An 18103-nucleotide genomic window follows, 5' to 3' on the forward strand; every position below is an offset into this window, starting at 1 on the left:
CTCGCACGGTGGCTCGGACCCGACTGGCCTGAAGCATTACAAAAGGGGAACTAACTGTGCCTTGGATCATTCCTGTCGGCGCAAGAAGGCATAATGGCGCAAATGGGGAAAACTAAGAATCTTGTCCTAGGGCTTGCTGCCCTGATGATTGCTGGCTCGCTGTCCGCTTGCGATGACGGCCGTTCCGGGGCGGAAGGTGCGGCCAAGCAGCTGGCTTCCTCTCTGGCAGCCCTCGACGTCGGCTCACTCGCCGTTGACGGCAAGGACGCCGTCGCGGCGAATGAGCAGCTCAAGGCTGTGTTTGCTGCCCTCGACCCTGCCAAGCCCTCCGTTGAAAGCGGAGCGGTGAAGCTCGACGGCGACAAAGCCACCGTCCCGCTCAACTACACGTGGAAGATCGGAACTGCGGAGTGGAAGTACACCTCCCAGGCCGCGCTGAAGAAGTCCGGCGACAAATGGTCCGTCCAATGGAATCCGACGCTCCTGGAGCCCGACCTCAAGGACGGCGAGATTCTCGACAAGACCGTCACATCACCGTCCAGGGCCGACATCCTTGGTGCCGGGGACGCGAAATTGGTCAGCTACCGTCCGGTGGTTCACGTGGGCATCGACAAGACCACGATTGGGTCGGCTGATCCTGCTGTTTCCGCGGCCAAGCTTGCACAGCTGGTCGGTGTGGACGAAGCGGCGTACGTGAAGCAAGTCCAGGCGTCCGGCCCACAAGCCTTCGTCAGTGCCATCACCCTGCGCGAGGACGGCAACCGGACGGTCACGGACCAGCAGATTGCGTCGATTCCGGGCGCCCGTGGCATTCCTGATTATCTGCCGTTGGCACCGACCCGCACCTTTGCCCGCGCCGTTTTGGGTACCGCGGCTGAAGCAAGCGCCGAACAGATCCAAAAGGCCGGGGGTGCCCTCAAGGTGGGAGACACGGTCGGAACCGGCGGACTGCAGGAACAATATGACGCGCAGCTCCGGGGTCAAGATGGAGTCTCCATCAAGACCCGGCCGCAAGGCATGACGGACGACCAGATCAAGGCCGCAAAGCCTGATCCCCGTCGAGTGCTTTTTGCCGTTGAGGCGAAGCCCGGCGAACCGGTGAAAACCACCTTGGATCCGCGATTGCAGCAACTCGCCGAGGACACTTTGGCGGGTGTTGGCCCGGCCTCGGCAATCGTGGCGCTCCGCCCATCCACCGGCGCCGTCCTGGCGGCCGCCTCCGGCCCCGGAAGCAACGGCTACAACACGGCAATGCTTGGCCAGTACGCACCCGGCTCCACGTTCAAGATCGTCGATTCCCTTGCCATGATCCGCAACGGAATGACACCGGATTCCAAGGTTGAATGCACGCCAACAATTACTGTGGATGGCCGGACCTTCAAGAACGCCGAAGGTTATCCGGCGTCGTCCTTGGGTTCTGTCGCTTTGCGCGATGCCTTTGCGCATTCGTGCAACACAGCCTTCATCAGTGCCCGCGACAACGTCAGCCAGGCCCAGCTCGAATCCGCGGCAACCTCCCTAGGGCTGGCCGTCCAGGCGCCGAAGCTGGGGGCCGATGCTTTCCTGGGCTCGGTACCGGGAAACGCTGACGGCACCGAACACGCTGCTTCGATGATTGGACAAGGCAAAGTGCTGCTTTCCCCGCTCGCCGCAGCCATCATGGCCGCCTCGGTGGCCCACGGCGCGCCGGTGTCACCGCAGCTCGTCCTGAACCCCGGCTCAGGTTCGCCCTCCGCAGGTGCCACGCCGACGGCGTCCGGCTCGCCGTCGTCGTCGGCTACTGCCGCCGCGCCCGCAGCGTCTGATAAGCCGATCACCCCGGCGGAGGCCGCCGCGCTGGGCGACATGATGCGTGCAGTGGTGACCTCCGGCCATGCCGGATTCCTCGCGTCGGTACCTGGAGCCCCGGTGGGCGCCAAGACCGGGACGGCAGAATTCGGAAAGGACAACCCGCCCAAGACGCACGCCTGGATCGTTGCGGTCCACGGCGATCTGGCAGTGGCAGTGTTCGTCGAAGACGGCGGCCTTGGGGCGACCACCAGTGGCCCACTGCTGAAGTCGTTCCTGACCGCGGCAGGCTAACGCCGGCGCACCTCAGACGCTCGCTTACCTTTGAGCTCCACGACGGAAACCTTCCTGCACATCTAGTGCGGGAAGGTTTCCGTTTTATGGCCCATATGTGCAGGAGGGTCGGGCTTTTTGGCGCGATATGTGAGCGAGGATCGCTAGGAGACCACCGGCGCTAGGAGACCAAGGTGTCGGCGATGTCCAGTACTTCGTCCAGGATTGCCAATCCAGCCGTCAGGTCCTCCACGCGGATGTTGCAAGGCGGAACCACGTGGATCCGATTGAAGTTCGCGAACGGGATGAGCCCGCGCGACTTGCAGGCGGCCACGAGTTGGTTCATTTCCGGGCTTGACGAACCGTAAGCGGCCAAGGGTTCCCGGGTTTCACGATCGCGGACCAACTCGATCGCCCAGAAGACGCCCTTGCCTCGGACCTCGCCTACCGACTTGTGCCGCGCGGCGAAGCCGGCCAGCGCCGGCCCGATCACCGTCTCGCCCAACAAGGCCGCGTGTTCCACGATGCCCTCGCGTTCCATAGCGTTGATGGTGGCGACGGCCGCCGCGGCAGCCAGGGGGTGCCCGGAATAGGTCAGGCCGCCCGGATATGGCCGCGTGCCGAATGTTGCCGCGATCTCCGGGCTGATCGCCACGCCGCCCAGCGGCACGTAGCCGGAGTTCACGCCCTTGGCGAAGGTCAGCAGGTCGGGGACGACGTCGAAGTGCTCGACGGCGAACCACTTGCCCGTGCGGCCGAACCCGGCCATGACCTCGTCGGCTATGAAGACGATGCCGTACTTGGAGCAGAGTTCGCGGACACCCTGCATATATCCGGCCGGCGGCACGTAGATTCCCGCCGTTCCCGGTATGGATTCCAGGATCAATGCCGCGATGGTGGAAGGCCCCTCGAAGGCTATGAGCTGCTCGAGGTGCTCCAGGGCGCGCTGGCTCTCCTCCTCTTCCGTGGTGGAGTGGAAGGCCGTGCGGTAAAGATACGGCGGGAAGAAGTGGATGGTGCCGGTGGAACCGGTGTCGTTGGGCCAACGGCGGGGGTCGCCCGTGATGTTGATGGCGAGTTGGGTGCCCCCATGGTACGAGCGGTACGCGGAGAGGACCTTCTGTTTTCCGGTGTGCAGGCGCGCCATGCGGACGGCGTGTTCATTGGCGTCCGCGCCGCCATTGGTGAAGAAGATCCTGTTCAGTTCTCCCGGGGTCCGCTCGGCGATGAGGCGTGCGGCCTCGGACCGGGCCTCGTTGACGTAGCTGGGTGCGATGGTGCACAGTTTCGCGGCCTGGGCTGCGATGGCGGCGACGACGGCGGGGTGCTGGTGTCCGATGTTGGTGTTGACCAACTGAGAGGAGAAATCGAGGTACCTGTTGCCCTCGCCGTCCCACACGTATGAGCCCTCGGCGGCCGAGGCGACCATGGGGTCCAACAGATCCTGAGCGGACCAGGAGTGGAAGACGTGCTTGCGGTCCAGTTCGTAGGCCCGCTTGGCAGCAGCAGCGGCGGCGGCAGCGGCGGCGGCGTTAGCACCGGCGTCGACGACGGCTCGCGGATCGGTGCTGTCGGGAAACCGGCTATTTTCAATCGTGGAAGTCATGGACGGAAATCCTTTCCGGTGAGGGCGTCAGTTGTTCTGGGGGAAGCCGAGGTTGATTCCGCCGTGGCTCGGATCCAGCCAGCGGGTGGTCACTGCCTTGCCTCGCGTGAAGAATCCGACGCCTTCCGTGCCATGCGCGTGGGTATCGCCGAACAGCGAGTTCTTCCAGCCGCCGAAGGAGTAGTAGGCCATGGGAACGGGCACGGGCACGTTGATGCCCACCATGCCCACCTCAACTTCGTTCTCGAAGCGGCGGGCCGCGCCGCCGTCGTTCGTGAAGATCGCGGTGCCGTTGCCGTAGGGGTTGGCGTTGATCGTGGCGAGGGCCTCGTCATAGCTGTCGACGCGGACCACCGAGAGAACCGGGCCAAAGATTTCGTCGCGATAAATGGACATGTCCGTCGTGACGTTGTCGAAGAGGGTGGGGCCGACAAAGAAGCCCTCACCTTCGGCGTCGGGCATCACCGAGCGACCGTCGACGACGAGCGTGGCACCGGCCGCTTCACCGGCGTCGACGTAGCCAGCCACCTTGTCCCGGTGCTGGGCGGTGACGAGCGGGCCCATGTCGCAGCCGCGGAGCCCGTCGCCGGTCCGGAGGCCGCGGGCGCGTTCGGCGATCTTCGCCACCAGGGAATCGGCGATGTCGCCCACGGCCAGCAACGCTGAAATGGCCATGCAACGCTCGCCCGCGGAGCCGAAGCCGGCGTTGATCGCAGCGTCTGCGGCGAGGTCCAAGTCGGCGTCGGGCAGCACGATCATGTGGTTCTTCGCGCCGCCCAGGGCCTGGACGCGCTTGCCGTTGGAGGTAGCGGTTTCGTAGACGTAGTTGGCGATCGGCGTGGAGCCGACGAAGGAGACGGCCTTGACGTCGGGGTGGGTGAGAAGCGTGTCAACGGCTACCTTGTCCCCCTGTAGGACGTTGAAGACCCCGTCCGGCAGTCCGGCTTCCTTCCAGAGTTCGGCCATCCAGGCCGCAGCCGTTGGGACTTTTTCGCTTGGCTTGATGATCACCGTGTTTCCGGCGGCGATGGCGATGGGGAAGAACCACATGGGCACCATGGCCGGGAAGTTGAAGGGGCTGATGATGGCCACCGGACCGAGGGCTTGGCGGATGGAGTGGATATCAACCTTGGTGGAGGCATTCTCCGTGTAGCTGCCCTTGAGCAGGTGCGGAATGCCGCAAGCGAACTCGACGACTTCCTGGCCACGCGTGACTTCGCCCAGGGCGTCGTCCAGGACCTTGCCGTGCTCCGAGGTGATGATGGCGGCGAGTTCTTCTTTCCGGGAGTTCAGCAGTTCCCGGAAGGAGAACAGGATCTGGGTGCGGCGGGCGAGGGATGTATCGCGCCATGCGGGGAACGCGGCTTTGGCGGCGGCGACGGCGGCGTTGCCGTCTTCGACGCTGGCCAAGGCCACTTGTGCGGTGACCTTACCCGTAGCGGGGTTGCTCACAGGGGCGGTGCGCTCTCCGGCCGGGACGTAGCTGCCGTTGATCCAATGCTCGATCGTGTTCAAGGGTTCTCCTGGGTTGGTTCTCAGAGGGGCGTTCGCTTCTGCGTTGCGTTCAGTTTGTCCGCCCTGCGGAGCCCTCGTAAGAGCCGATGTGTAAAGGAATCGACTCAAGCATTTACAATGTGTAAATGCTGCCCTCCCTTCGCTCGATCCTTGACCTTCCTGTGGTGCGCGACGCTAGCCCGGAGGTCCTGGGCGGAGAGGGCAGGCTGGATGATCTTGTGCGCTGGGTTCACGTCAGCGAGATCCTGGACCTGACAGGCCTGCTGTCCGGCGGCGAACTGGTGCTGACCACTGGCTTGGAACTCGACAAAGAACCCGGCCGCGCGGCGTCGTACATCCGCTCACTGGAACGCGCCGGGGCGGCGGGCCTGGTCGTGGAACTCACCGAACCCCGGGAGCGTACGACGGCGGCCCTGCGGTCCGCGGCTCGCTCGGCTTCGATGCCGGTAGTGATCGTCTGGCGTCGCGTGCGCTTCGTGGAAATCACGGAGATCGTGCACCGGTTGATCGTTGCCGAGCAGCTTGAACGGGTGGAGCGGGCGCGGGACGTCCACGAGGCTTTCACCGTGTTGAGCCTTGAGAGCGCCGGGACGCAGCAAGTGGTGGAGAAGGCGGCCGCAATGATCGGTGCGCCTGTGGTGCTGGAGGACTTGCAGCATCTCGTCCTGGCCTATTCCGCCCACCATCTGGCAACCACGGAGTTGTTGGATGACTGGGAGCGGAGATCGCGGACCACTCCTTCGCTGCCGCGGGCTGATGGCTCGGCCAAGCGGATCGGTCCCGAGGGATGGCTGCAAGTCCCGGTGGGTGTTCGGCGGCAACTATGGGGCCGCTTGGTGGTTCCTGCGCCCCTGAGCGCAGGAAGCGACGATGACATGGCGGTCATGGTCCTCGAACGGGCGGCGCAAACCCTCGCCATCAACCGCCTGGCCGAACGGGACCAGCGCGAACTTTCCCAACAAGCGCAGGCCGGGCTCCTCAACACCCTTCGCCAACCCCGCGGACTCAGCGAGGCAGAGGCACTCGCACGCGCCGGCTCGCTGGGCTTGAAATTGTCGCCCTACTACGTTCCCTTGGTGTTCCGGACGGCGCTTCCTGCCGCGACGGCTTCCGGGAGCACAGCGTCCCCTGATCCATTGGCAGGTCAGCAGGAGGAGCGGGTGCTGCTGGAAATCCTGGCCGAGGCACTGAAATCCACGGCCAGCAGTGGATTGACGGCCAGTATCCATTCGGGTTCGGTGGGGATGATCCTGGCTCTCCCGGCACGGCAGCTTGAAGACCCCACACTGGAGCGCCTCGCCGACGCACTCCGCGCCCACGGCGGTGACTTTGCCCCTCACTGGACCATCGGCGTCGGGCGTTACCGCTCCTCGTTGCTGGAAGCGGCGGCTGGAATCGACGAGGCCGCGCACGTTGCCGAAACTGCTGCCACCCTCCGCGAACCAGGCAAACCGTATTACCGCGCCACGGACATCCGGCTCCGCGGCCTGCTGGCACTGATCCGCAACGATCCCCGTGTGCAGCAGTTCGTGGAATCCGAGCTTGCCCCGGTGCTGCAGGCCGAGGCAGAAGGAAAGGCCGGCTACCTTGAGCTGCTTGGACGGTATCTGGAATCCGGAGGCAACAAAGCGGCCATGGCACGCAGCGGCTACCTGAGCCGGCCAACCCTCTACGCCCGGCTGGCCAAGCTGGAGGAACTCCTGGCCGTGGATCTGGAGGACGCAGAATCGCGAACCTCGCTGCACGTGGCTTTGATGCTTCACAGGCTGCGCGGGCAGTAGGAGGGGGCGTGGGCTGGGGTGTCATCATGGACAAATGGCGAAGCCCTTTACTCTCACCCAGTTGCGGTATTTTGCGGTAGTGGCCGAGCTGGAGAACATGACGGCGGCCGCGGCGCGACTGTCGGTCACCCAGTCGGCGCTTTCAACCGCAATGGGGCAGCTAGAGGTCAGCCTCGGCACCCAACTCTTCGTACGCCACCGTTCCCGAGGCCTTCGTCTCACCCAGAGCGGTAGGCAGTTCGCGCAGGACATCAAGTCTTTTCTGGAGCACGCGGATTCCCTCTACGAATCCGCGCGCGGTCTGTCCACCACCCTTGTTGGCGAACTCAGGGTGGGTGTGTTCACTCCGCTGGCACCTTTCCGGCTCCCGGCGATCCTGCAGACTTTCGAAGCCCGGCATCCAGGCGTCGACGTGTCTTTCCTTGAAACCGACCTGGCGACGCTTCAGGAGGCGCTGATGGATGGCCGCTGCGACGTGGCGCTCACCTATGGGCTGGGGCTGGGCCGCGGTTTCACTTACAAGGTGGTGGAACGAGTGCCGCCGCACGTCCTGGTCCACGAGGGACACCCTGCGGCCATCCGACCGGAACGGGAGATTGCCCTTAAGGAGCTCGACGGCGAGCCCTCCGTGGTACTGGATCTCCCCCACACCCGGGAGTACTTCGAGCAGCTCTACGCCATGGCCGGAGTAGTCCAGAATGTCAGGCACCGTTTTGCGGGCTACGAGACCGTCCGCTCCTTTGTGGCCAAGGGGCATGGGTACGCCCTCCTCAATCAGCGACTTCACAGCGATGTCACGTACTCCGGTGGCAAGGTGGTGCCGTTGACGCTGACGGACAATTTCCCGCCCATCGAAGTCATGCTCGTTCGGCCCGAAGGGGTGCAGGCGACCAAGCGGGTTCTTGCCTTCGAGGAGACGTGCCTGACGTTGTACGGGGCGGAACGAACCTAGGCCGGCCCCACACGCGGCGAGATTGTCATCGATTAGATCTATGGCATTTTCAAAAACAATCAATTGGACAGATGTGATGCGGGGCACCGAAGGTTGAACAAGTCCGGTAACCCGCGGAGGCGCTCACGCTTCAAGAAGCCCGCAAACGCAGGTCACCAAACCGAACCGGACATCAGAATGCCATCCTGATCAAAGGAGATTCGATGGTGATGAATTTCGCCGAAGGTGTCCGAGGGGTTTCCCCGAAGCGTTCCTATCGCAATATGGAAGCAATAACCGCCGAAATCATTTCTCATGGCCGAAACAGTGCGGCCGTCGCCGGAAATACTGTCCGCCTAGCGTGGCTGCCATGACCATCAACGAGCTCTCCGGGCAACCCCAGCCAACGCAAGACGCGACTCCCGTAGCCCCCGGCGCCACGAGGATCGGGCGGGTCCCCAAGATCACCAAAATGCAGAAGCGGGTCCTGGCGGGCGGCAGCGTCGGCCAGTTCATCGAGTTCTACGACTTCACCCTCTACGGCCTCACCGCCGTCATCTTTTCCCAACTGTTCTTCCCAGGCAGGAGCCCGCTCGCCGCAATGCTGGCCACTTTCGCCACCTTCGGCGTCGCCTTCGTAGTCCGCCCACTGGGTGGCCTCTTCTTCGGAGCCCTCGGCGATCGGATCGGCCGGCGCCGCGTCTTGACCATCACGCTCATCGCGATCGGCGGTGCCACCGCCCTCATGGGTATCCTGCCCGGTTACGGCCAGATCGGTGCCTGGGCGCCCGTACTTTTGGTCCTCTGCCGACTTATCCAAGGTTTCTCGGCCGGGGGCGAATCCGTGGGCGCGCCGTCGTTCGTCTTTGAGCATGCGCCCGTCAACAAACGCGGATTCTGGCTAAACATCACCATTGCCGCGACCGCACTTCCTTCGGTGGTGGCCGGTTCGATGATCCTGATCCTCAGCCAGTCCATGCCGAACGAGGCCTTCACGGCCTGGGGATGGCGTCTGCCGTTCATCTTGGCCCTCCCCCTAGCCCTCTTTGGTGTCTGGATCCGCAGCCGGACCGAAGAGAGCGCTGTGTTCAAGGACGCCAAAGCCAACCAGAGCAAGGAATTCAGCCCCGTCCGTGAGGCCTTCCGTGAGAACAAACTCCGCATGGTCCAAGTCATCTTCGTGATGGGCCTGACGGCCATGGGCTTCTACTTCCTGTCTGCCTATTTCGTTTCCTACGTCCAGACCACCGGCCACTTGAGCCGCGAGCAGTCGCTCTTGATCAACGCTGGCGCCCTTGCCCTCTACGCCGTGCTCTTGCCTATCGGCGGACGGCTCAGTGACCGCTTTGGACGCAAGCCGATGCTCATCGCGGGTGCCGCCGCCTTGGCCATCGTCTCCGTTCCGAGCTTCATGCTGGTCACGAGTGGCGCTCTGCCGCTTGCCCTGCTTGGGCAGGCACTGTTTGTGGTGGCCCTCTGCATCTACGGCGGCGGCTGCTACACCTTCTTCGTCGAAATCTTCACCACTAAGACCCGATTCACTTCCGCGGCCGTGAGCTACAACGGGGCCTACGCCATCTTCGGCGGCACAGCCCCATTCATCGGCACCGCCCTGGTAGGGGCGAGCGGTGTAGCGCACGCGCCGGGCATCTACATGGCTGCCGCGGCCGCCGTCGTACTCCTGCTGGTGATCTTCACCAAGGTGCCCGAGACCCGCGGCCGCATGGGCTGACTCCCTCTTTCTTCTATCTATCAAGGACTTCACATGAGCGCAGCAGCTTTCCTCCAGGACTTCCACCACGTGGCCGGCATCGGTGCCACAGCGAACAGCGGCGTCGACCGCCAGGCCGCAACCCCCGAAGACGCGCAGACCCGAGCGTGGTTTCAGCAGTGCGTGCACGACGCCGGATGGCAACTTCAGGTGGACGGCATCGGCAACATGTTCGGGCTGCTGGAGTGGACGCCAGGAGCCCCTTACATCCTGATTGGCTCGCACCTGGACAGCCAACCCCTGGGCGGCCGCTTCGATGGGGCTTACGGCGTCGTCGCTGCGCTGCATGCGGCCCGCGCCATCGATTTGGAAGTGCGTGAATCCGGAGACGCGCCACGTTTCAACCTTGCCGTGGTGAATTGGTTCAATGAAGAAGGCGGCCGTTTTGCCCCCAGCGTGATGGGCAGCTCCGTTTTCGCAGGCCTGTTCGATCGCCAACAGATGCTTTCCGTGACGGATCTCAAGGGCGTTTCGGTCCGTGAGGCCCTCGACGGCATCGGCTACCTGGGCACGGACGCTGGCCCGGAAACCGCTGGCTATGCGGAAATCCACATAGAGCAGGGCCGCATCCTGGAACGCGAAGGGATCACCATCGGCCTGGTGGACAGCAGCTGGTACACGCAGAAGCTGGACATCGAGGTCCTCGGCGAGCAATCGCACACCGGCGCCACAGCAATGGCGGATCGGCACGACGCCCTGGTGGCAGCCTCCAAGATCATCCTGATGGTGCACGACGTCACCAAGGATTTTGCCGAGGAGGAACTTGTTTCCTCAGTGGGTCAGCTGACCCTTGAGCCCAACTCGCCCATCGTCGTCGCGCGCCGCGTGCATTTGGTGGCGGACCTGCGTTCCGGTGATCCGGAGATCGTTCGCTCCGCCCGCTCCAAGCTGCTCGCGGACATTGATGTCCTGGCTCGCGAGCACGACATCAAGGTCAAGGTGAAGGACTTCGACATCCGTCCCATCCGGAGATTCCCGGAGAACGGCCTGGAACTTTCCGCGAAAGTAGCGGCAAATCTAGGCCTCTCCTCGCGCCGCATCCAGACCATGGCCGGGCACGACTCCATCGCGTTGAACACCATGGTCCCCTCGGTCATGATGTTCATCCCGAGCGTGGACGGGGTTTCGCACTGCGAACGCGAATTCACCACTGACGAGGACATGGTGGCAGGGATGGACATGCTCACCGGAGTGGCGCGCGAAATGGTGGGTGGTGCCCTTCCCGGTGCAAACACGGAGCGGGGTACCGCCGCATGACTGAGCTGCACTACCTCGACGCTACGTCCGCATTGACGTTGTTCCGCAGCCGTGAGCTATCCCCGGTGGAGCTCCTGGAATCATTGATAAGCCGGACCGCGGCCGTCAACGGCAGCATCAATGCCCTGACGGAGACGCTCTTCGAGGAAGCCCTGCTGGAGGCCAAGCGGGCCGCCACAGCCTATGCCCGCGGACGTGACCTGACGCCGTTGCTGGGGTTGCCGGTGGCGGCCAAAGAGAAACACGGGCTCAAAGGACGCACCCTCTCGCAGGGGCTCATCGCGAGAAAATCCGATATCGCCCACCAAGATCATCCGGTCATTGAGCGTATCCGCCAGGCCGGAGGCATCATCCACGCCCGTACCACCACTCCCGAATACAGTTGCGCGACCGTTACCCATAGCCCGCTCTGGGGGGTGACCCGAAACCCGTGGAACCAGCGGTACTCGCCGGGCGGGTCTTCCGGCGGAGCAGGGGCCGCCCTGGCCGCCGGGCTGACACCCTTGGCCACGGCCTCAGACATCGCCGGCTCAACCCGGTTGCCGGCGTCGTTCACCGGAACAGTCGGCTTCAAAGCTCCTTACGGCCGGATTCCCGGGTTCGCGCCACTGTCTGCAGACCACTACCGCGGGGACGGTCCCATGGCGCGGACCGTGGCCGATACTGCACTCCTGGCCAACGTTATGGCCGGACGGCACCCCGGAGACCACGTTTCCTTGCCGGAGGCGTCGGCGTTGCCAGTGGGATCAGCTTCCGTGGCTGGAATGAGGATCGCCTTGTGCATCCAGCTCGGGAACTACCCCGTGGCGCCCGACGTCGAGGCCAACACGCGGCGGGTCGCTTCCGCTTTGCAGGGGGCCGGTGCCGTCGTTGAGGAGATCGAACTGCCCTGGTCGGTTGAGGAGATCAACCGCACCATGTTCACCCACTTTGGCTACCTTTTGGGTCCAGCGATGGAGGACGAGACTGCGGGCACGGAGGAACAACTGGCCGCGTACACGCGCCGTTTCATGGCCGATGCGCGCCGGGCTGCGGAACGGAACCGTTTTGTGGACGGAATCCGTGCCGAGACCTTGATCCAAGCCCAGTTGGCGGACGCCATGGACGGTTTCGACGCGCTGCTTTGCCCGGCGTCAGCGGTTCCGGCCTTGGAAGCGGATGGAAACTACCTCGACGGGATCGACGCCGGCGCGATGCACCTCGAGCATTACTGGCAGGGCCACATGACAGTCCCCTTCAACATCGCCAACCGCTGCCCGGTACTCGCGGTGCCGAGCGGCATGGCGGACTGCGGCATCCCGAGCGGCGTGCAGATTGTTGGCCACCCCTTCGACGATGCCACGGTTTTCAGGGTGGGTGCAGCGGTGGAGGCCTTGCTTCCCTGGGCCGGACGCCGGCCAGCTGTGCCTTCGCTTGGATGAGAGGTGAGATCTCGGCTCTTTGAGTTCGCGAAAGGGCCGAGATCTCACCCCTCCATGACGCTGGTGACCCCCTAGACACGCCTTGCCTACAGGTGCACACTTAATTCAACGCTTGTTGAATTAGTCGCAACGGTTACGCAACGGTTAATTGCATCCTGCGGGGGTGGCCATGGACCAGCTCGAAAGCACCACGTGCGTCATTGCCGGCGGCGGCCCCGCTGGTGTGATGCTGGGACTCCTGCTGGCCCGGGCCGGAGTGGACGTCACCGTCCTCGAAAAGCATGCCGACTTCCTGCGCGATTTCCGCGGCGACACTGTCCACCCCTCTACCATCCGTCTCTTGGATGAGCTTGGGCTCGGCGAGGGATTCCGTGCGCTGCCGCAAAGCAAACTCGGCAATTTCAAGCTCCCCACGGTCGGCGAGGAAGTGACCCTGGTCGACTTCGATCGCCTCAAGCCGCCCTACGATTACGTAGCCATGGTTCCGCAGTGGGACCTCCTGAATTTCCTGGTGGACGCCGCACAGCAAGAGCCGCAGTTCACGCTCCGGATGAACACCGAGGCCACGGATCTGCTGTACGACGACGGCGGGAAGGTCGCCGGCGTGGCATACCGCACCCGGGACGCGGCGTCCGGAGAGGAAACCGGGACGGGGGAGCTTCGCGCGACGTTGACGGTGGCATGCGACGGCCGCAGCTCCGTGCTCCGGCAGAAGGCAGGCCTGGTCCCCCACGAGTTCCCCGTGCCGTTCGACACCTGGTGGTTCAGGCTCTCCCGGCGCGCGGACGAACAGGAGCAGTTGGCCTCTATCACGCCCCGCTTCTCCGGCACGGATGTGCTCCTCAGCCTGACCCGCAAGGATTTCTACCAGATCGCCTACATTGCCGAGAAGGGCAAGGACGCCCAAATGCGCGCCGAAGGAGTGGAGAGCTTCCGCGCACGTGTAGCCCGCCTCCGCCCGGATCTGGCGGACCGCGTGGACGAAATCAGGTCCATGGACGATCTCCACATGCTGGACGTGAAGCTGAACCGGATCAAGCAGTGGCACAAACCCGGCCTCCTTCTCATCGGGGATGCCGCTCACGCGATGTCTCCCGCTGGCGGTGTGGGCATCAACTTGGCCATTCAGGACGCCGTCGCCGCGGCCCAGCGCATCGCCCGTCCATTGCTTCAGGGCATCCTGGACGAGGCCGATCTCGCTGCGGTGCAGAAGCGTCGATGGTTCCCCACCGTGGTGATCCAGAAGGTGCAGCTCCTTATCCAGAAAGCGGTCTTCGGCCCCGCAGTGAGAGGTCAGTTGGCGGGCCCGCCGAGTCCGTTGGTCTTTATTGCCCAGCACATGCCGTGGCTAGGAAAACTTCCAGCGTTCATGATCGCCTTCGGTCCCCGGCCGGAGCACGCCCCGGACTTCGCGCGCCGAAAGGCTCCCAAGACGCGGAATCCAGCGTGAACAGGGGTCGCCGCCCGGGACAAGTGAGCAGTCGCGACGCCGTTCTCCGTGCGGCTCGCGAACAGTTCAGCCGAAAAGGCTATGACGCCGCAACGGTCCGGGCCATTGCAGCCGAAGCTGGCGTGGACCCGTCCATGATCAACCACCATTTCGGCACCAAAGAACAGTTGTTCATGGCTGCTCTCGAATTGCCGGTGGACCCGAAGGAGCACGTGACGGCTATCCTTAACGGCTCGCGGGCGGACGTCGGCGAGAGGCTGGTGACGCGCTTCCTGACCGTTTGGGACTCGCCCGCGGGAGCAGCCGGCGTCGCGGTTCTCAGGACGGCCATGCAACACGAATGGAGTGCCGCGCTGGTCCGCGAGTTCATCCTCAACCGGGCTATCAACCCGCTTCTTGCTGGCCTTGGCGTGCCCGCGGAAGAGGCCTCGTGGCGCGGAAGCCTGGTGGCATCGCAGCTCTCCGGGCTGATCCTGACCCGCTACCTGATCAAACTGGAGCCGATCGCCTCGGCGCCGCACGCCGTCGTCGTCCAAGCGCTGGGGCCAACAATCCAGCGCTACCTCACCGGAACGAAATACGGCGAACGCGATGCCTGGGGCCCCCGGTGACGCATCAACCCGCGGTCAGGTCCTCCGAGGCATCGCTGCCCGCGGCCTGGACGCGACGGAGGAAGTCGGCGATGACCTCCAGCTGGGCCTGGTCATAGCCCTCGCAGATGGCATCCATCCGACTGTTCATGCCGGAGTACAGCCGAAACATCTCGGCATTCCGTTCCGGCAGGATCCGGACCAGGACGGCACGGCGGTCGGACGGATCGCGGTCCCGTGCGATCCAGCGGCCGCGTTCCAAGCGGTCGAGGATGCCGGTCACTGTCGCGGGATGGAGGCCGGCGCGCTTGGCCAGCATGCTCGGGCTCAGCGGGCCTTGACTGGAGATCAGGTCAAGGCAGTCAAGGTCAACGTCCTTCAGCTCGGCATGTGTGCCAACCACATGATTGAGCACTGACAGCTGCACCCTGGCGCCACGGAGCTCGGCTTTGAGCTGGGTGACCGTGCGCCGTCGCAAACGGGTGGCTTCAGCCTCTTGATTTGGTATGAGATTCATATAATATCGATTCTGTATCTTATGGTTTTCTTAGTGTAAGACTACTGGAAGGCGCTACCGACATGAAGATCGCGATATTCGGGGCGAATGGTCCCACCGGCAGAATCCTGACCAGGCAGGTTCTTGACGCAGGCCATGCCGTGGCGGCCGTTACTCGCAACCCCGGCGAATTCCCGCTTGATGCACCCGGCCTGACCGTGGTGGGCGCCGATGTGTACAACTCCGAAGAGGTTGAGAGGGTGGTTGCAGGGCAGGATGCTGTCCTCTCTACCCTGGGTGTGCCTTACGGCCGGCAGCCGATCAGGGTCTACTCGGAAGGAACCGGCAACATCATGCGGGCGATGACCCGGCACGGCGTGCGCCGCCTGGTGTGCGTCAGTTCCAGCGCAACGGACCCGGCGGCTGGACCGCATGGAGGCATCTTCTTCAGCAAAGTGCTCCAACCCCTCATCACTAATCTGCTGGGGCGGACGCTGTACGAGGATATGCGGCGCATGGAAGCCGCCGTCGCGGAGAGCGGACTGGAGTGGACCATCATGCGCCCCTCGGGACTCTTCGAGACCGAATCGGTGACGGACTATCGGATGGCTGTGGACTACCTCAATGGAACTTTTACGTCCCGCACGGACCTGGCGGACTCGATGCTCCGCCAGCTCTCCTCCAGTGAGTATGTGCGCAAGGTCGCGGCGGTCGCCACGTTCGATCAGAAGCCCAGCTTGATCCGGATGATCGCCCGGGAAGCAAGCAGCAAGAAGTCCGCGCCGGATCGGACTTTCGAAGGGGACCCGTCGTGATGGGCGCCCTGCTCCAAACCATCAGCCGCTTCGCGAGCCTGCTCTTTGCAGGCCTTTTCGCCGGTTTCCTGGTAGGCGTGCTTGTCCTTGAGGTATCCCTGCGACGCTTTGATGGCTCCGTCTATACGCAGTTGCAGCAGGTGGCCCTCATCGGGTTGCCAATTCTAGCGTCGGTGTTGTTGTTGCCGGCCCTGGCCGCGACGGGTTTTCAAGTCATCGTGGGAGTGCGGTCGCGGGAACGCACGTTCTGGCTCACTGCTGTGGCCCTTGCCCTGTTGCTCGTGGCATTGGTGACGACGCTCGTGGTCAACGTTCCCATCAACCTCGCAGAAGGCGGCTGGAGCGTGCAGGCCCCGCCCGCGGACTGGGTGGGCTTGCGCGACCGCTGGCAGGTGGGCCACGCCATCCGAACCGGCGCGGCCTTGCTCGCCTTTGGAGCACTGGGCATCGCGGCGTATCGGCGGCCGATCGCGGGTTCCCGGTGATTCCTGACCGGCTGGCGGGCTAAGGCTCGCCCTAGGTAGGGGTCGCTGAAGGAGTGTCCCGCGGTCCGTGGGAAGATTGGGCAGTGGCCCATATTGACGTTTCTGGCATCGACTACTTCCTCTCCGACGGCACCCAGCTGCTCAACGGCGTGACCTTCAAGGTCCCGGACGGTAGCAAAACGGCCCTGATCGGGCCCAACGGAACGGGCAAGACCACGCTTTTCAAGATCATCGCCGGCGATCTCACGCCGGACGAAGGGGTGGTGGGCCGTTCCGGAACGATGGGCATCATGCGCCAATTCGTCGGCCAGGTCCGCGACGAATCCACGGTGCGTGACCTACTCGTTTCAGCCGCGCCGCCGGCCCTCGCCGCGGCCGCGAAGGCGGTTGAGGACGCAGAACTCGCCATGATGGAGCACGACGACGAGCCCACCCAGATGCAGTACGCCCAAGCGATTGTGGACTGGGGAGACGCCGGAGGGTACGACGTCGAGACCGTCTGGGACGAGGTCTGCATGGCCGCACTCGGCATCCCCTTTGACCGCGCCCAGCACCGCCCGGCGTCGAGCCTTTCGGGTGGCGAGCAAAAGCGGTTGGTGCTTGAGGGGCTGTTCTCGGGACCGGATCAGCTGCTGCTCCTCGACGAACCGGATAACTACCTCGACGTTCCGGGCAAGCGCTGGCTCGAAAGCGAGCTCAACGAGTCCAAGAAGACCGTCTTCTTCATCAGCCACGACCGCGAGCTGCTCAACAATGCCGCGGGCCGCATTGTGACGCTTGAACCCGGCATCAACGGTGCCGGCGCCTGGGTGCACGGCGGCGGTTTCGGGACGTACGTGGATGCACGTATCGACCGTAACGCGCGCTTCGAGGAACTTCGCAAGCGCTGGGACGAGGAGCACCTGAAACTCAAGGAACTCGTCATCATGTACAAGACAAAGGCTGCATTCCGCTCGGACATGGCCAACAAGTACCAGGCGGCCCAGACGCGCCTCGCCAAGTTCCTGGAAGCCGGTCCGCCCGAGGCCTTGCCGCTGGAGCAGAACGTGCACATGCGGCTCAAGGGTGGCCGGACGGCCAAACGCGCCGTCGTGGCTGAAAAGCTTGAACTCACGGGCTTGATGAAGCCGTTCTCCACCGAGATCTGGTTCGGGGACCGCGTGGGCGTGCTGGGTTCCAATGGCTCGGGAAAGAGCCACTTCCTGCGGCTGCTCGCTGCCGGCGGCACCGACCCGGAGCGCGAGCATTTGCCCGTTTCGGACGTCGAGATCGCCGAAGTTCCGCACGAAGGCACCGTCAAGCTGGGTGCCAGGATCCGTCCCGGATTCTTCGCGCAGACCCATTCCCGTCCGGACCTCCTGGGCCGGACGCTCCTGGACATCCTGCACCGGGGTGACGAACACCGTTCCGGGCTGGGCCGCGAGGCTGCTTCCGGGGCGCTCGACTCCTACGGACTGGTGGGCTCGGCCGAGCAGAAGTACGAGTCGCTTTCCGGCGGGCAGCAGGCGCGCTTCCAGATCCTGCTCCTCCAGCTGTCCGGCGCCACGCTCCTGCTCCTGGACGAACCCACGGACAACCTGGACCTGCACTCGGGCGAAGCCTTGGAACGCGCCATCGACGCGTTCGAGGGCACCGTCCTGGCCGTCACGCACGACCGCTGGTTCGCAAAGTCCTTCGACCGTTTCCTCGTCTTCGGGTCCGACGGCAAGGTCTACGAATCCGCCGAGCCAGTCTGGGACGAGTCCCGGGTAGAGCGGGCCCGCTGACGTCCGGTTAGTTCCCCCGACCGCCAACTCCGACGCTCGCTCACCTATGTCGCGCTTTTTGCCGGCGGGTTCAGGGGGTCGTTGCAACACCTGAGTGATTGGTGGGTGTTGTGGTGGGTGTTGGTCGGCCTGAGGTGTTGCGTGAGGTTGTGCGGGTG

At 64.1% G+C, this 18103-nt stretch carries 14 protein-coding genes; 11 read left to right on the forward strand and 3 right to left on the reverse strand.

Translation table 11 applies throughout. From position 1 onward, the window contains the following. Window positions 1–102 precede the first annotated feature (102 nt). A complete protein-coding gene (locus HNP00_RS19115) occupies window positions 103–2082 on the forward strand; it encodes a penicillin-binding transpeptidase domain-containing protein (protein ID WP_184741298.1) in 1980 nt (659 codons plus the stop codon). Between the two features lie 160 nt (window positions 2083–2242). Here HNP00_RS19115 and HNP00_RS19120 read toward each other — a convergent pair whose 3' ends face one another. Next, the gene (locus HNP00_RS19120; protein ID WP_184741299.1) at window positions 2243–3667 is read right to left on the reverse strand and encodes an aspartate aminotransferase family protein; all 1425 of its coding nucleotides are present in this window, start codon (window positions 3665–3667) and stop codon (window positions 2243–2245) included. A 27-nt stretch (window positions 3668–3694) separates the two neighbouring features. Further along, window positions 3695–5182 (reverse strand): CoA-acylating methylmalonate-semialdehyde dehydrogenase, encoded by a 1488-nt coding sequence (locus tag HNP00_RS19125; protein ID WP_184741300.1) that lies wholly within the window; start codon window positions 5180–5182, stop codon window positions 3695–3697. 125 nt (window positions 5183–5307) lie between these two features. Here HNP00_RS19125 and HNP00_RS19130 point away from each other — a divergent pair, with 125 nt between their 5' ends. The 7 genes from HNP00_RS19130 to HNP00_RS19160 all read left to right on the forward strand — a co-directional run bounded on the left by HNP00_RS19130 (window position 5308) and on the right by HNP00_RS19160 (window position 14404). Next, window positions 5308–6963 carry a PucR family transcriptional regulator gene (locus tag HNP00_RS19130; protein WP_184741301.1) on the forward strand — a complete coding sequence of 552 codons (1656 nt, stop codon included), beginning with the start codon at window positions 5308–5310 and terminating at the stop codon, window positions 6961–6963. A gap of 34 nt (window positions 6964–6997) precedes the next feature. Next, the gene (locus tag HNP00_RS19135) at window positions 6998–7915 is read left to right on the forward strand and encodes a LysR family transcriptional regulator (RefSeq protein WP_184741302.1); all 918 of its coding nucleotides are present in this window, start codon (window positions 6998–7000) and stop codon (window positions 7913–7915) included. A 349-nt stretch (window positions 7916–8264) separates the two neighbouring features. Beyond that, entirely contained in the window at window positions 8265–9626 is a 1362-nt protein-coding gene (locus HNP00_RS19140) for an MFS transporter (RefSeq protein WP_184741303.1), read from the forward strand. A 33-nt stretch (window positions 9627–9659) separates the two neighbouring features. Continuing rightward, entirely contained in the window at window positions 9660–10922 is a 1263-nt protein-coding gene (locus HNP00_RS19145) for a M20 family metallo-hydrolase (protein WP_184741304.1), read from the forward strand. Beyond that, entirely contained in the window at window positions 10919–12343 is a 1425-nt protein-coding gene (locus HNP00_RS19150; protein ID WP_184741305.1) for an amidase, read from the forward strand. Before HNP00_RS19145 ends, HNP00_RS19150 begins: the two co-directional genes overlap by 4 nt. Before the next feature lie 169 nt (window positions 12344–12512). Continuing rightward, on the forward strand, window positions 12513–13793 hold the full coding sequence (locus HNP00_RS19155; protein ID WP_184741306.1) for an FAD-dependent oxidoreductase: 1281 nt from the start codon (window positions 12513–12515) through the stop codon (window positions 13791–13793). Between the two features lie 23 nt (window positions 13794–13816). Then, entirely contained in the window at window positions 13817–14404 is a 588-nt protein-coding gene (locus HNP00_RS19160; protein WP_221451640.1) for a TetR family transcriptional regulator, read from the forward strand. Between the two features lie 4 nt (window positions 14405–14408). On the opposite strand, the gene HNP00_RS19165 is transcribed toward HNP00_RS19160, so the two are convergent. Continuing rightward, window positions 14409–14900, reverse strand: coding sequence for a MarR family winged helix-turn-helix transcriptional regulator (locus tag HNP00_RS19165; RefSeq protein WP_184741308.1), 492 nt, complete (start codon window positions 14898–14900; stop codon window positions 14409–14411). A 62-nt stretch (window positions 14901–14962) separates the two neighbouring features. Here HNP00_RS19165 and HNP00_RS19170 point away from each other — a divergent pair, with 62 nt between their 5' ends. The 3 genes from HNP00_RS19170 (at window position 14963) to HNP00_RS19180 (ending at window position 17945) form a co-directional block, all read left to right on the forward strand. Beyond that, entirely contained in the window at window positions 14963–15694 is a 732-nt protein-coding gene (locus tag HNP00_RS19170; RefSeq protein ID WP_184741309.1) for an NAD(P)-dependent oxidoreductase, read from the forward strand. Continuing rightward, window positions 15694–16179 carry an anthrone oxygenase family protein gene (locus HNP00_RS19175; protein ID WP_184741320.1) on the forward strand — a complete coding sequence of 162 codons (486 nt, stop codon included), beginning with the start codon at window positions 15694–15696 and terminating at the stop codon, window positions 16177–16179. Before HNP00_RS19170 ends, HNP00_RS19175 begins: the two co-directional genes overlap by 1 nt. A gap of 83 nt (window positions 16180–16262) precedes the next feature. Beyond that, complete coding sequence (locus tag HNP00_RS19180) at window positions 16263–17945, forward strand: ATP-binding cassette domain-containing protein (RefSeq protein ID WP_184741310.1); 1683 nt, start codon at window positions 16263–16265, stop codon at window positions 17943–17945. The last annotated feature ends 158 nt before the right edge of the window (window positions 17946–18103 follow it).

The sequence above is a fragment of the Arthrobacter sp. AZCC_0090 genome (assembly GCF_014207375.1).
Lineage (GTDB): Bacteria > Actinomycetota > Actinomycetes > Actinomycetales > Micrococcaceae > Arthrobacter.